Genomic DNA, 16420 nt, shown 5'->3' on the forward strand with positions numbered 1-16420 from the left:
GTGCGGAGCGGGTCGCTTGTGCGGAGCGGGTCGCTCATGCGGAGCGGGTGCAACGGGTCAGGAGAGCCCGAGCTCGTCGTCGAGAAGACTGAAGATCTCGTCTGCTGTGGCGTCCTGGATTTCGCGGTCGTCGGCGGCGCTGTCCGTTGCACTGTGCGTTTCATTCCACTTCGACAGGAGATCCCGCAGGCGGGTGGTGATTCCGGGGCGTTCGGCGTCGTCGGGGGCGATCGCGGCGAGGATCGCCTCGAGCTTGTCGAGTTCCGCGTGGACGGGCGGGTGGGCGGCGGCGGTGTCCGTGACGAGTTCTTCGCGCAGATGCCCGGCCAGTGCGGTGGGGGTCGGGTAGTCGAAGATCAGCGTGACGGGCAGCCGCAGCCCGGCGGCGGCGCCGAGCCGGTTGCGCAGGTCCACGGCGGTGAGGGAGTCGAAGCCGAGGTCGAGGAAGCCGCGGGTGGCGTCGACGTCGTCCGGCGTGCCGTGGCCGAGGACGGCCGCGACGTGGGTGAGGACCAGGTCGAGCAGTTCGCGGTCGCGTTCGGCCGCCGGCAGCGCGGCCAGCCGCTCGGCGAGCGCGCCCGGCCCGGCCGCTGCCGCCGCTCCGTTGGCCGTGCCGCCCGGCTCGGCGGTGGCGCGCCGGATCGGGGTGCGGACCAGGCCGCGCAGCAGCGGCGGCAGCAGTCCGGCGGCGGCCTGGCCGCGCAGCGCGTTCGCGTCGAGCGCGATGGGGACCAGTACGGCGTCGTCGAGGGTCCCGGACAGGTCGAACAGGGCCAGGCCCTCGTCCTGTGGCAGGGCCGCGTAGCCGCCCCGGGAGATCCGGGTCCGGTCGGACGCGTCGAGGCCGCCCGCCATGCCGCCGTCCGCCGCCCACAGGCCCCAGGCCAGGGAGGTGGCCGGGAGGCCGTGCGCGGCGCGGTGCTGGGCGAGGGCGTCGAGGAAGGTGTTGGCGGCGGCGTAGTTGCCCTGTCCGGCGCTGCCGAAGACCCCGGCGGCGGAGGAGAAGAGCACGAACGCGGACAGGTCGAGCTCGCGGGTCAGCTCGTGGAGGTGCCAGGCGGCGTCGACCTTGGGGCGCAGCACCGCGTCCACGCGCTCCGGGGTGAGGGAGCCGATGACGCCGTCGTCCAGTACGCCCGCGATGTGCACGACGGCGGTGAGCGGGTGCGCGGCGGGGATGGCGGCCAGGGTGGCGGCCAGGGCGTCGCGGTCGGCGGCGTCGCAGGCCGCCCAGGTGACCTCGGCGCCCAAGGCGCGGAGCTCGGCGCCGAGTTCGGCGGCTCCGGGGGCCTGGTCGCCGCGCCGACCGGTCAGCAGCAGGTGCCGGGCGCCGTGTTCGGTGACCAGGTGGCGGGCGAACAGGCTGCCGAGGGTGCCGCTCGCGCCGGTGACCAGGACGGTGCCGCGGTCGGCGCCGAGGCGGCGGCCGGGTGCGGCGGTGGTGGACCCGTTGGGGGCGGACCCGTTGGGGCAGCTCCGGTGGGGGCGGCTCCGGTGGGCACGGTGGGGACGGCTCCGGCGGAGTCGGCCCCGACCGGGGTGGCGACCCGTGCCAGGCGGAGGGCGTGGACGGCCCCAGCGCGCAGGGCGAGTTGCGGTTCTTCGGTGGCCAGCGCGGCGGGCAGGGCGCGGTCGGAGGCGTCGCTCCCGTCGGTGTCGATCAGGACGAACCGTCCGGGGTTCTCCGACTGCGCCGACCGGACCAGGCCCCACACGGTGGTGTGGACCAGGTCGGTGACGTCCTCTCCGGGCCGGGCCGCGACCGCGCCCCGGGTGGCGAAGACCAGCGGCGTGTCGGCGAAGCGGGTATCGGCCAGCCAGCGTTGCACCAGGTCGAGGGCTTGCCGGGCGGCCGCCCTGGCGGCGTCGGCCGACCGTTCCGTACCGGCCGGGGCGGTGAGGGGCACGTACACCAGCTCCGGCGCGGTGCCGTCCGCGTCCGCGGCGGCGGCGAGCGCGGCCAGGTCCGGGTAGGTGTCGAGGGGCTCGCCCGCGACGGTGAACGTCCCGTCGCCGCCGAGGGCCACCCAGTGCTCGCCCTGGGGGTACCTCCTGGGGGCACCTCCCAGCGGCCGCGCTGGGGGACAGGTCTGGGGGCGGGATCCGTCGGCGGACGGCACCGGCAGCGCGCTCCACTCGGGGCGGAACAGCGACTCCTGGCGCGTTCCGCGGGAGGCGTCGAGTTGCTCGGCGTCGAGCGGGCGCAGCACGAGACCGCCGACGGTGGCGACCGCGGCGCCCGTGCCGTCGGCCAGGTCCAGCGTGACGCCGCCGTTTCCGGCGGGCCGGACCCGCACGCGCAACGCGGCGGCGCCCTGTGCGTACAGCCGGACACCGGTCCAGGCGAACGGCAGCCGTGCGGCGGTACGGCCCGCGTCGGCCACGTCCGTGCCCACGCGGGTACGGCCCGTACGACCCTCGTCGGCGGCCACGTCCGTGCCCGCGTGGGTACGGCCTGCGCCGGCAGACGTGCGGACGCCCGTGGTCGTGCCCCCGGAGTCCGCATCGGCGCCGGAGTCCGCATCGGCGCCGGTGCCCGCGTCCGTCCCGTTGGCCGCGTCAGCGACCCCCGCGTCAGCGGCCTCCGTATCCACACCAAGGCCGATCGTGTGCAGCGCGGCGTCCAGGAGGGCCGGGTGTACGCCGAACGCGGCGGCCGCGGTCTCGTAGCCCTCGGGCAGCCGGACGTCCGCGTACAGCTCGTCGCCGTGCCGCCAGGCGGCCGTCAGCCCCTGGAAGACGGGGCCGTAGCCGAGTCCGGCGGCGGCCGCGTGCTCGTAGAAGGCGGCGACGTCCACGGGTTCGGCGCCGGCCGGGGGCCATTCGGTCAGGTCGGCCGACTTCGACGGCTTCGACGGCTCCGACGGCTCCGACGGCTCCGACGGCTCCGACGGTGGCAACGAAGGCTCCGGTGCGGTCCCGGCCGGTTGCCCCCCGCGCGTCAGGAATCCCGTGGCGTGCCGGGTCCACGGCTCTCCCCCAGCGCGGCCTCCCCCAGACTCCTCCCCCGGCGCGGCCGCTGGGAGGTGCCCCCAGGAGGTACCCCCAGGAGGCGCCCCCACGCCGTGGGCGGCCGCGTCCTCCGGGCGCGAGTGCAGGGTCAGGGCGCGTCGTCCGGTGTCATCGGCGGCGGCGAGCCCCAGGCGCAGTTGGACCGCGCCGGTCGCGGGCAGCACCAGCGGGGCCTGGAGGGTCAGTTCCTCCACGGTGTCGCAGCCGACCTCGGTGGCCGCGCGCAGCGCCAGATCGACGAAGGCCGTGCCGGGCAGCAGGACGGTGTCCATGACGGCGTGGTCGGCGAGCCAGGGGTGGCTCTGGAGGGACAGCCGGCCGGTGAAGACGTAGCCGCCGGTGTCGGGGAGTTCGACGGCCGCGCCGAGCAGCGGGTGGCCGGTGAGCTCCAGGCCCGTGGCGGCGACGTCCTCGGCGGACACGCCGACGTCGAGCCAGTAGCGGCGGCGCTGGAACGGGTACGTGGGCAGTTCCACCCGGCGCGCGCCGCGCCCGGCGTAGTAGGCGGTCCAGTCCACGGCCACGCCGCGGACGTGCGCCTGGGCCAGGGCCGTGGCCAGCGTCCGGGTCTCGGGGCGGCCGCCGCGCAGGACGGGGACGAACACCGCGTCGGTCCCCGCCGCGTCAACGCCTTCGCCGGAATCGGCGGTCACGCAGTCCTCACCCATCGCGGACAGCACGCCGTCCGGGCCGAGTTCGACGAACGTGGTCACACCGGCCTCGCGCAGGGTGCGGACGCCGTCGAGGAAGCGGACCGCCTCCCGGACGTGCCGGACCCAGAACTCGGGCATCCCGATCTCGTCGGCGGAGACGACGGTTCCGGTCAGGTGGGACACGATCGGGATCCGCGGGGCCTGGTACGTCAGCGTCTCGGCGAGCTTCCGGAAGTCCGCGAGCATGGGGTCCATGTGCGGGGAGTGGAAGGCGTGGCCGACGGTGAGCCGCTTGGTCTTCCGGCCCTCGGACGCGAAGTGCTCGGCGACCTCCAACGCCGCGTCCTCGTCACCGGCGATGACGACGGACGACGGGCCGTTGAGCGCGGCGATGTCCACCCTCTTACCGAGCAGCGGACGGACCTCGTTCTCCGACGCCTGGACGGCGATCATCGCGCCACCGGCGGGCAACTGCTGCATCAGACGGCCGCGCGCCGCCACCAGCGCGCAGGCATCCGCCAACGACAGCACGCCCGCCACATGCGCGGCGGCCAGCTCACCGATCGAGTGCCCGGCGACGTAGTCCGGGGTCAGACCCCACGCCGTCAGAAGGCGGAACAGCGCCACCTCAGTCGCGAACAGCGCGGGCTGGGTGTACGCCGTCTGATCCAGCAGCGCCGCGTCGTCACCGAACAGCACATCGCGCAGCGGCCGTTCGAGGTGCGGGTCCATGGCCGCGCACACCGCGTCCAGGGCCTCGGTGAACACCGGGAACGTCTCGTACAGTTCGCGTCCCGCATCCAGCCGCTGGCTGCCCTGCCCGGTGAACAGGAAAGCCGTCTTGCCTTCGGCGGCGGTGCCGCGCAGCGTGTGCGCGGGGCTCTCCCCGCGGGCCAGCGCGTCCAGAGCGCGTAGCAGTTCCTCGCGGTCACCGGCGACCACGGCGGCGCGCTGCTCCAGCGCGGCACGGGTGGTGGCGAGCGCGTACCCGAGGTCGGTCAGGTCCAGGGCCGGGTCGGCGGCGATACGGGAGCGCAAACGCTGGGCCTGGGCGCGCAGCCCGTCCTCGCCGCGCGCGGAGAGCAGGACCGGTACGGCCGGGATCGCGGGCAGTTCGGCGGGGCCGGTGGCGGCGGGGCTGATGGCGGCGGAGTCGTCGGCGGCGGCGGGCGGCTCCTCGATGATGGCGTGGGCGTTGGTGCCGCTGATGCCGAACGAGGAGACACCCGCGCGCCGCGCGCGGTCGGTCCGCGGCCATGCCCGTTCCTCGGTCAGCAGCGACACCGCGCCCGCGGACCACTCCACGTGCGGGGAGGGCGCGTCGACGTGCAGGGTCCTGGGCAGCACGCCGTGCCGCATCGCCAGCACCATCTTGATGACGCCCGCGACGCCGGAGGCGGCCTGCGTGTGGCCGAGGTTGGACTTGACCGAGCCGAGCCACAGAGGCTGCCCCGCCGGACGCTCCTGGCCGTACGTGGCCAGCAGCGCCTGCGCCTCGATGGGGTCGCCCAGGACGGTGCCGGTGCCGTGCGCCTCGACCGCGTCCACCTGGTCGCCGCTCAGCCGGGCGTTGGCGAGCGCCTGCCGGATGACGCGCTGCTGGGACGGGCCGTTGGGGGCCGTGAGCCCGTTGCTGGCGCCGTCCTGGTTGACGGCGGAGCCGCGCACGAGGGCCAGCACCTGGTGCCCGTTCCTGCGGGCGTCGGACAGCCGTTCCAGCAGCAGCATGCCCGCGCCCTCGCCCCAGCCGGTGCCGTCGGCGGCGGCGGCGAACGACTTGCAGCGCCCGTCGCGGGCCAGCCCGCGCTGGCGGCTGAACTCGATGAACGTACCCGGGGTGAACATCACCGTGACGCCGCCGGCCAGCGCCAGCGCGCACTCGCCGTTCCGCAGCGCCTGCGCGGCGAGGTGCAGGGCGACGAGGGACGAGGAGCAGGCCGTGTCGACGGTGACGGCCGGGCCCTCCAGCCCGAAGGTGTAGGCGACGCGGCCGGAGACGACGCTGCTGGAGCTGCCGGTGCCGAGGTAGCCCTCGACCTCCTCCGGCACGGCGCGGAGCCGCGACCCGTAGTCGTGGTACATGACGCCCGCGAAGACGCCGGTCTGCGTGCCGCGCACGGACAGCGGGTCGATGCCCGCCCGTTCGAACGCCTCCCAGGACGTCTCCAGCAGCAGGCGCTGCTGCGGATCCATGGCGAGAGCCTCGCGAGGCGAGATCCCGAAGAACGCCGGGTCGAAGTCGGCGGCGTCGTGCACGAAGCCGCCCTCGCGGGCGTAGGAGGTGCCCTGGGTCTCGGGGTCCGGGTCGTACAGGGCGTCCAGGTCCCAGCCGCGGTTGTCCGGGAACGGGGAGATGCCGTCCTGGCCCGCGGCGAGCATCCGCCACAGGTCCTCGGGGGTACGGACGCCGCCGGGGTAGCGGCAGCTCATCGCGACGATGGCGATCGGCTCGTTGTCCTTGACCGCGGAGGCCACTGGTACGGGCGCGGCGTCCGCGGCCGCGGTGCCGAGCAGTTCGGTGCGCAGGTGGCGGGCGAGGACGGCCGGGTCCGGGTAGTCGAAGACGAGCGTGGCAGGCAGCCGCAGCCCGGTCACCGCGTTGAGGTGGTTACGGAGTTCGACAGCCGTGAGGGAGTCGAAGCCCAGCTCCTTGAACGCCCGCCCGGAACCGATGGTCTCCGGACCCGCGTAACCGAGCACCGTCGCCACCTGCGTACGGACCAACTCCAACAGCGTCCGCTCCTGCTCGGCCACCGACAGCCCCTGAAGCCGCTGCACCAGACCCGACTCGCCGGCCACCGCCGCCTCGACGGCGCGCCGCACCGGAACCCGCACCAGACCCCGCAGCAACGGCGAGACCGCACCAGCGGACGCCAGCGCCCGCAGCGCCGCGACGTCCACCCGCATCGGCACCAGCGACGGCCGGCCCACGCGGAGGGCGGTGTCGAGCAGGGCGAGCCCCTCCGCCACGGGCAGCGGGGGCACACCGGCCCGCCGCATACGGGCGATGTCGGCCTCGTCGAGGCTGTCGCCCATACCGCCACCGGCCCACAGCCCCCACGCCAGCGCGGTCGCGGGCAGGCCACGGGCCGCGCGGTGGGCGGCCAGCGCGTCCAGGAAGACGTTGGCGGCGGCGTAGTTGCCCTGCCCCGGGCCACCGAAGACACCCGAGGAGGAGGAGAACAGGACGAAGGCGGAGAGGTCCAGCTCCTGTGTCAGCTCGTGCAGGTTCCACGCCGCGTCCACCTTCGGACGCATCACATGGGCGAGCCGCTCGGGCGTCAGCGAACCGATGACACCGTCGTCCAACACACCGGCCGTGTGGAACACGGCGGTCAGCGGGTGGTCGGCGGGGACCGCCGCCAGCGTCTCCGCGAGCGCGCCGCGATCGGCCACATCACAGGCAGCCCAGCGCACGTCGGCACCCGACTCGGCGAGTTCAGCGGCCAGTTCGGACGCACCCGGAGCCCGCTCCCCGCGTCGGCTGACCAGCAGCAGACGCCGTACGCCGTACTCGGCCACCAAGTGGCGAGCCACCAGCCCGCCGAGGGAGCCCGATGCCCCGGTGACGAGCACCGTGCCGTCGACCTCCGGCCGCCAGACGCGCTCGCTCGCGGAATCGGTCTCCGACTCGCCGACGGGCACCCGTGCCAGCCGTGGCGTACGCAGCGCACCCGCGCGCACCGCGAGTTGCGGCTCTCCGGAGGCCACGGCGGCGGGCAGCGCGCGCAGCGAGTCCTCGTGGCCGTCGACATCGATCAGGACGAACCGGCCCGGGTTCTCCGACTGCGCCGAGCGCAGCAGACCCCACACGGCCGCGGCCGCGAGGTCCGCCACCGGCTCGCCGGCCTCGGTGGCCACAGCCCCCGAGGTGAGCACGGCCAGCGTCGCGTCGGAGACCCGCTCATCGGACAGCCAGCCCTGCACCAGCGCGAGCGCGTCGGCGGCGACCCGGTGCGCGGCATCGGCCACGCCTTCGCCGCTCTCCACCACAGGGGACGCGAAGACGACCTCGGGCGCCGGGGCACCGGAGGCGACCGCCTCGGCCAGCTCCGCCAGGTCCGCGTACACCGCCGCGTCGGAACCCGCCCCCGCGAGACCGATGGCGTCGGCCCCCAGGACGGCCCAGCGGCCGCCGTCCCGCCCGCCGCTGTGCTCGGACGTACCAGCGGGAAGCTCCGGCCACTCCATGTGGAACAGCGACTCGTGGTGCGTCGTACGGGCGGTCCGCAGTTGCTCGGCCGAGACCGGGCGCAGCCCCAGCGACTCCACGGCCGCGACCGGCGCGCCCGTACCGTCCGCGATCTCCAGCCGGACCGCGTCCGCGCCCGCCGACGTCAGGCGGACCCGCAGTGCCGACGCGCCGCTCGCGTGCAGCGACACCCCGGTCCAGGCGAACGGCAACCGGCCCGCGTCGTCGGTGGTGCCGAGGCCTCCGAGCCCGATGGCGTGCAGTGCGGCGTCCAGCAGCGCGGGGTGCAGCCCGAACCGGGCCGCGTCCTCCTCGGCGTCCTTGGGCAGCCGTACCTCGGCGAAGATCTCGCCGTCCCGCCGCCACGCCGCGCGCAGGCCCTGGAACGCGGGCCCGTAGGCGAAGCCGATGTCCAGAAGGCCCGCGTAGCGGTCGCCGAGTTCCACCTCGGTCGCGCCGGCGGGAGGCCACGCGCTGAGGTCGAACGACGCCCGCGGTCGCGCGTCAGCGACCAGGACACCACTGGCGTGGCGGATCCACGGCTCCTCGACGGGCAAGCCCTCCAACCGGGAGTGCAACGTCAACAGCCGCCGACCCGACCCATCGGCCGCACCGACCGCCAACCGCAACTGGACACCGCCCCGCTCCGGCAGCACCAGCGGAGCCTCCAGCGTCAACTCCTCCAGCAGATCACAACCGACCTGGTCCCCCGCCCGAACCGCCAACTCCACAAACGCCGTCCCCGGCAGCAGAACACTGCCCAAGATGGTGTGATCGGCGAGCCACGGGTGCGTCGACAGCGCGAGGCGGCCGGTGAACAGCACGATGTCCGCGTCGGGCAGTTCGGCACTGGCGCCGAGCAGCGGATGCTCGGTCTCGCCCAAGCCCACGGCGGTGACGTCGCCGAGGAAGAGCGAGGACACCTTGGGCCAGTAGCGGTCGTGTTGGAAGGCGTATGTCGGCAGCTCGACCTGCCGGGCACCCGTCCCCGCGAAATACGCGTCCCAGTCCACCGCCACACCGCGTACATGCACACGAGCGACGGCAGCGGTCAGCGCCTCGGCCTCCGGCCTGCCCTTCCGCAGCACGGGCACGAAGACAGCAGCATCGCCGGACACGCACTCCTGCCCCATCGCGGACAGAACTCCATCCGGGCCGAGTTCGACGTACGTCGTGACACCCTGCGCTTCCAGAGCCCGGATGCCGTCGAGGAAGCGGACGGCCTCACGGACGTGCCGCACCCAGAAGTCGGCGGTCGCGATCTCCTCGGCGGCCACCACGCCACCGGTCAGACCCGAAACGATCGGGATGCGCGGGGCCTCGTACGACAGGCCCTCCGCGACCTCCCGGAACGCCTCCACCATCCCATCCATACGCGGCGAGTGGAACGCGTGGCTGACGCCGAGCCGCTTCGTCTTACGGCCGTCGGCCTCGAACCGCGCCGCGATCGCCAGCGCCACCTCTTCGTCACCCGCGATGACGACCGACGCCGGACCGTTGATCGCGGCGATGCTCACCCGGCCGGAGAGCAGCGGCAGCACCTCGTCCTCCGACGCCTGGACCGCGACCATCGCCCCACCGGCCGGGAGTTCCTGCATCAGACGCCCACGGGCGGCAACCAGCACACAGGCATCTTCAAGAGACAGCACCCCGGCCACATGCGCGGCCGCCAGCTCACCGATCGAGTGCCCGGACAGGAAGTCCGCCCTCAGCCCCCACGCCTCCACCAGACGGAACAGCGCCACCTCGACCGCGAACAGCGCAGGCTGCGTGTACCCCGTCTGATCCAACAACCCCGCGTCGTCCCCGAACAGCACGTCCCGCAGCGGCCGTTCCAGGTGCCCGTCCAGATGCGCGCACACCGCGTCCAGCGCGTCCGCGAACACCGGATACGTCTCGTACAGCTCGCGGCCCATGCCGAGCCGCTGGCTGCCCTGCCCCGTGAACAGGAACGCCACCTTGCCCGCCACAGCCGTGTCCGTGACCAGACCAGCCGAGCCACGCCCCTCCGCCAGCGCCGCCAACCCCGCCAGCAGACCCTCCCGGTCCCCAGCGGACACCACCGCCGCGCGCTCCTCGAAAGCCGTACGGCGGGTGGCGAGGGAGAACGCCGCGTCGACGGGGGCGAGTTCGGGGTGGTCGGTGAGGTACGTGTGCAGCTGGCGTGCCTGATCGCGCAGGGCCTGGTCCGTCTTGCCGGACAGGACCCAGGGGAGCGTGCCGGTCCGGGGTGCCGTGACCGACGTTCCGACGACGGAATCGTCCTCGGGCGCCTGCTCGATGATGGTGTGCGCGTTGGTGCCGCTGATGCCGAACGACGAGACGGCGGCCCGACGCGGGCGGCAGCCGGTCTCCGGCCACTCCCGCGCCTCCGTCAGCAGCGCGATCTCCCCCGCGGACCAGTCCACATGCGGCGTCGGCTCGTCTACATGCAGCGTCTGGGGCAGCAGCCCGTGCTGGATCGCCAGCACCATCTTCATCACACCCGCGACACCCGCCGCGGCCTGCGTGTGCCCGAAGTTGGACTTGATGGAGCCGAGCAGCAGCGGCGAGCCCTCCGGCCGCTCCTGGCCGTACGTGGCCAGCAGCGCCTGCGCCTCGATCGGATCGCCCAGCTTCGTCCCCGTACCGTGCGCCTCCACCGCATCCACATCGCTCGCCGACAACCCGGCACTCGCCAGCGCCTGCCGAATCACCCGCTGCTGCGACGGACCATTCGGCGCCGTCAACCCATTACTGGCACCGTCCTGGTTGACGGCGCTACCGCGCACGACCGCCAGCACCGGATGCCCGTTCCTGCGCGCGTCCGACAGCCGCTCCACCAGCAGCATGCCCACGCCCTCACCCCAGCCCGTACCATCCGCACCCGCCGCGAACGCCTTGACCCGACCATCGGCCGCCAACCCGCGCTGACGGCTGAAGTCGATGAACGACGACGGGGTGGACATGACCGTGACGCCACCGGCCAGCGCCAGCGAGCACTCGCCCTGCCGCAGCGCCTGGATCGCCCAATGCAGAGCGACCAGCGACGACGAGCACGCCGTGTCGACGGTGACCGCCGGGCCCTCCAGTCCGAGTGCGTACGCGACCCGGCCGGACAGCACGCTGGCGGCGTTGCCGGTGCCGAGGAAGCCTTCCGCGCCGTCCGGGGCGGCCAGGATGACCGGCAGGTAGTCCTGGCCGTTGGTGCCCGCGAAGACGCCGACCTGCCGACCGCGCAGCGTCACCGGGTCGATGCCCGCCCGCTCGATGGCCTCCCACGACGTCTCCAGCAGCAGCCGCTGCTGCGGGTCCATCGCGAGGGCCTCGCGCGGCGAGATGCCGAAGAACGCCGGGTCGAAGTCGGCCGCGTCGGCGACGAAGCCGCCCTCGCGGACGTACGTCGTGTTCTCGGCGGCCGACTCCGGGTCGTACAGGTTCTCGATGTCCCAGCCGCGGTCGGCGGGGAAGCCGGTCACCGCGTCCTGCCCGGACGCCAGCAGCCGCCACAGCTCCTCGGGGGTACGGACGCCGCCCGGGAACCGGCAGCTCATCGCCACGATCGCGATGGGGTCCTCGGCCACCACCGCCGTGACGGCGGGACCGGTGACGGCGGCCTGTTCGCCGAGCAGTTCGGTGAGGAGGTGGCCGGCGAGGGCGAGCGGGGTCGGGTAGTCGAAGACGAGGGTGGCGGGGAGTTTGAGGCCGGTGAGCGAGCCCAGCAGGTTGCGGATCTCCACCGCGGTGAGGGAGTCGAAGCCAAGGTCCCGGAAGGCGCGGGCGGGCTCGACGGAGGCGGGCCCGGGGTAGCCGAGGACGACGGCGACCTGGGTGCGGACGAAGTCCACGGCGAGCTGCTCGCGCTCCTCCGCGGTCGCGGCAGCGGTGAGCCGGCGCGCCAGCGAACCGTCGTCGGAGCCGGTGCCGGAGCCGGTACCGGTGGTTCCGTTGGTCGCCGCCGCCTGCTCCACGGCGCGTACGGCCTCGGGCAGGTCGGCGACGAGCAGATTGGGGCGGATGGCGGTGAGGCCAGGGGCGAACCGGTCCCAGTCGATGTCGACGACGAGCGAGAACCTCTCGTCGCGGCTCAGTGCCGTATGCAGGGCGGCGAGGGCCAGGTCGGGGGCGAGCGCGGGCAGCCCGGAGTGCCGGAGCCGTTCGGCGACGAGTCCGTCGGCGGCCATGCCGCCTTCGGCCCAGGCGCCCCAGGCGATGGACGTGGCGGGCAGGCCGTCCGCCCGGCGGGCTTCCGCGAGCGCGTCCAGATAGGCGTTGGCGGCCGTGTAGTTGGCCTGGCCCGCGGCACCGAACGTGCCCGCCATGGAGGAGAAGAGCACGAAGGCGGTCAGGTCGAGGTCGCGCGTCAGCTCGTGCAGGTGCCGTGCCGTTTCGGCTTTGGCGCGCAGTACGGCGGCGAACCGCCGCGGGGTCTGGGCATCCAGGACGCCGTCGTCCAGCACCCCGGCCGCGTGGACGACGGTGGTCAGGGGTGGGTCTGCCGGGACGGCGGCCAGCAGGTCGGCGAGCGCGGCGCGGTCGGCGGTGTCGCAGGCGGCGATGGTCACCTGGGCGCCCAGCGCGGTGAGTTCGTCGCGCAGCTCGGCCGCGCCCGGCGCGTCTTGGCCCCGGCGGCTGGTCAGCAGCAGGTGCTCGGCGCCGTTGCGGGCGAGCCAGCGGGCCACGTGGGCGCCGAGGGCACCGGTGCCGCCGGTGACGAGCGCGGTGCCGCGCGTCCTCCATGACGTGTCGGCGGCGGGTCCGGCGGCGCTGTCGGCGTGCGGGGCGCGGCTGAGGCGCCGTACGAAGACGCCGTTCGGGCGGATGGCGAGGTGGTCCTCGTCGCCGGGGTCGGCGAGGACGTCGGCGAGCCGCCCCAGGGCGCGGTCGTCCGTGGCCGCGGGGAGGTCGATCAGGCCGCCCCAGCGGTCGGGGTGTTCGTGGGCGGCGGTCCGGCCGAGGCCCCACAGCTGAGCCTGGACGGGGCTGGTGAGCCGGTCGGAGCGGCCGGTGGAGACGGCACCGCGGGTGGCGGCCCACAGCCGCGCGTCCACGCCCGCGTCGCCGAGCGCCTGGAGGAGGGCGAGGGTGGCCGCGAGCCCGGCGGGCAGCGCGGGGTGGCCGGGGTGGGGGCGCTCGTCCAGCCCGAGGAGGGACAGGACGCCGTCGACGGACACGATGTCGCCGTCGGCCGACGCGCCATCGGTCGGCACCCCGTCGGCCGGAGCCTGGTTCGGTGCGGTGGACAGCGCGGCACGCACCTGTTCGGCTATCGCGGCCCGGTCCGCGCCCGCGGTGTCCACCTCGATCTGCCGGACCTGGACGCCCCGTTCGGTGAGCAGGCGGACGGCAGCCGCCGCCCAGAGGCTGTCGCCCCCGTCCGGGGCGACCACCAGCCACGTCCCCGTCAGCCGCCCCCGCCCGGTCTCCGTGAGCGGCTTCCAGGTGACGCGGTAGCGCCAGCCGTCGACGGTGCTCCGGTCGTGGCTCTGCCTGCGCCAGGCGGACAGGGCGGGCAGGACGGCGCTGAGCGGCTGGTCGCCGTCGAGGCCGAGGGTGTCGACCAGGGCCGCGAGGTCCTCGCTGTGGACGACCTCCCAGAAGCGGGCGTCGGCCGTGTCGAGCGCGGTGACGGGCGCGGTGGCCGCGTCGTCCCCGTAGGAGAAGGGGTTCGACGGCCAGTAGCGCTGCCGCTGGAAGGCATAGGTGGGCAGGGCGACGCGGCGGGCCCCGGTGCCCGAGTAGTACGTGTGCCAGTCGACGGCGGCGCCGCGTACGTGGGCCTGGGCGAGTGCCTGGGTCAGGGTGCGGGCCTCGGGGCGGTCGGCGCGCAGGGCCGGTACGAACGCGTGGGTCCGCGCCTTGGCGCTGGTGAGGCAGTCCTGGGCCATGGCGGACAGCACTCCGCCGGGGCCCAGTTCGACGTACGTCGTCACGCCGTGGTCGTCGAGCCAGCGGACGCCGTCGAGGAAGCGCACGGCCTGGCGGACGTGCCGCACCCAGAAGTCGGGGCTGGTGATCTCGTCGGCGGAGACCAGCGTGCCGGTGAGGTTGGAGACGATCGGGATCGTCGGCGGCTGGTACGTCAGCTTCTGCGCGACCTGGCGGAAGGCGTCGAGCATGCCGTCCATGTGCGGGGAGTGGAACGCGTGGCTCACCGTCAGCCGCTTCGTCTTGCGGCCGTCGGCCTCGAAGCGCGCCGCGATCTCCAGCGCCGCGTGCTCGTCGCCCGCGATGACGACCGACACCGGGCCGTTGACCGCGGCGATCCCGACCCGGTCGGTCAGCAGCGGCAGCACCTCCGCCTCCGACGCCTGCACGGCGATCATCGCGCCGCCGGCGGGGAGTTGCTGCATCAGCTGGCTGCGGGCCGCGACCAGGGCGCAGGCGTGGGTGAGCGACAGCACCCCGGCGACGTGCGCGGCCGCCAGTTCGCCGATCGAGTGCCCGGACAGGAAGTCGGGCTTCAGGCCCCAGGACTCCACCAGCCGGAACAGCGCCACCTCGACGGCGAACAGCGCGGGCTGGGTGTATCCCGTCTGGTCCAGCAGCGCCGCGTCGTCGCCGAACAGCACCTCCTTGAGAGGCTTGTCCAGGAAGCGGTCGAGCTGGGCGCAGACGTCGTCCAGCGCCTGGGTGAACGCCGGGTACGTCTCGTACAGTTCGCGGCCCATGCCGAGCCGCTGGCTGCCCTGGCCGGTGAAGAGGAACGCGACCTTGCCCTCGGCGGCCAGGCCCTCGGTCAGGGCGGGGTGCCGCTGCCCGTCGGCCAGCGCGGCCAGGCCCGCCAGGAGTTCGTCGCGGTCGCTCGCGGCCACGGCGGCGCGCCGGTCCAGCGCGGCGCGGGTGACGGCCTGCGCGTAGCCGACGTCGGTCAGGCCCAGGTCCGGGTGGGCGGCGAGGTGCGCGCGGAGCTGCCCGGCCTGGGCGCGCAGCGCGTCCAGGTTCTTGCCGGAGAGGACGACGGGCGTCAGCGGCAGCGCCGTCGCGGTGCGCGCCACGGCCGTCGCGGTGCGGGCCACGGTCGTCCCGGTGCGCGCTACGGCGGGCTCGGCGGAGTCCGCGGTCGGCTCGGCGTGGCCCTCCACCGTCTCGGCGTGGCCCTCGGCCGCGTCGGCGGGGTCCGTCTCCGCGTCGTCCGTACCCGTTCCGGGGGTGGGGGCCTGCTCGATGATCGTGTGCGCGTTGGTGCCGCTCATGCCGAACGACGAGACGGCGGCGCGGCGCGGCGCGCCGGTCTCCGGCCACGCCCGCGCCCGCGTCAGGAGCTCGACGTCGCCCGCCGTCCAGTCGACGTGCGGGGTGGGCTCGGTGAGGTGGAGGGTCTTGGGCAGCACGCCGTGCTGGAGCGCCATGACCATCTTGATGACGCCGCCGACACCGGCGCCCGCCTGGGCGTGGCCGATGTTGGACTTGACCGAGCCGATGAGGAGCGGGCGGCCCGCCGGGCGGTCCTGGCCGTAGGTGGCGAGCAGCGCCTGCGCCTCGATCGGGTCGCCGAGCGCGGTGCCGGTGCCGTGCGCCTCGATGGCGTCGACCTGGTCCGGGGTGAGCCGGGCGTTGGCCAGTGCCTGGAGGATGACGCGCTGCTGGGACGGGCCGTTGGGGGAGGTGAGGCCGTTGCTGGCGCCGTCCTGGTTGACGGCGGAGCCGCGGATGACGGCGAGCACCGGGTGGCCCAGGCGCTGGGCGTCCGAGAGCCGCTCGACGAGCAGCATGCCGACGCCCTCGCCCAGGCAGAAGCCGTCGGCCTCGGGAGCGAAGGGCTTGGAGCGGCCGTCGCGGGCCAGTCCGCGCATCTTGCTGTAGTCGACGAAGACCCCGGGGGCGCACATGAGGGTCGCGCCGCCGGCCAGCGCCTGTGCGCACTCGCCGTTGCGCAGCGCCTGGACGGCCAGGTGGAGCGCCACCAGGGAGGAGGAGCAGGCGGTGTCGACGGAGACGGCGGGGCCTTCGAGGCCGAAGGTGTACGACAGCCGGCCGGAGGCGACGCTGGCGGCGTTGCCGGTGCCGAAGTAGCCCTCGAAGTTCTCGGTGGAGCTGAGGATGGCGGTCAGGTAGTCGTGGTTGCTGGTGCCGACGAAGACGCCGATCTGCTTGCCGCGCACCGCGGTCGGGTCGATGCCGGCCCGTTCGAACGCCTCCCAGGAGGTCTCCAGCAGCATGCGCTGCTGCGGGTCCATGCCGAGGGCTTCGCGGGGGCTGATGCCGAAGACGGACGGGTCGAAGTCGGCGATGCCGTCGACGAAGCCGCCCTCGTGCACGTAGCTGGTGCCGGGGTGGTCCGGGTCCGGGTGGTACATCGTCTCGACGTCCCAGCCGCGGTCGACGGGGAAGTCGCCGACGGCGTCGACGCCTTCGCTGACGATCCGCCACAGGTCCTCGGGAGAACGCACCCCGCCGGGATAACGGCAGCCGATTCCCACGATGGCGATGGGGTCGTGGTTCTTCGCCTCCGCCTCGCGCAGGCGGCGGCGCGTCTGATGCAGATCCGCCGTTACCAGCTTGAGGTAGTCCCGCAGCGTCTCTTCATTCGCCATTTAAACGCAACCCATTTACGGCAGACCGGCATCGAAAAATAACCAGA

General features: G+C 74.3%; 2 protein-coding genes and 1 pseudogene. All 3 read right to left on the reverse strand.

Translation table 11 applies throughout. The features are described 5' to 3' along the window. Positions 1-57: 57 nt before the first annotated feature. Positions 58-855, reverse strand: coding sequence for a phosphopantetheine-binding protein (locus Q3Y56_RS33445; RefSeq protein WP_369696854.1), 798 nt, complete (start codon positions 853-855; stop codon positions 58-60). A gap of 72 nt (positions 856-927) precedes the next feature. After that, positions 928-1395, reverse strand: a pseudogene (locus Q3Y56_RS33450) (SDR family NAD(P)-dependent oxidoreductase); the annotation flags it as partial. Beyond that, entirely contained in the window at positions 1311-16373 is a 15063-nt protein-coding gene (locus Q3Y56_RS11735; protein WP_304461895.1) for a type I polyketide synthase, read from the reverse strand. The gene Q3Y56_RS11735 and the pseudogene Q3Y56_RS33450, both read right to left, overlap by 85 nt. Positions 16374-16420: the final 47 nt, after the last annotated feature.

Origin of the sequence: Streptomyces sp. XD-27 (assembly GCF_030553055.1) — a bacterium.
In the GTDB taxonomy this organism is placed as follows: Bacteria; Actinomycetota; Actinomycetes; order Streptomycetales; family Streptomycetaceae; genus Streptomyces.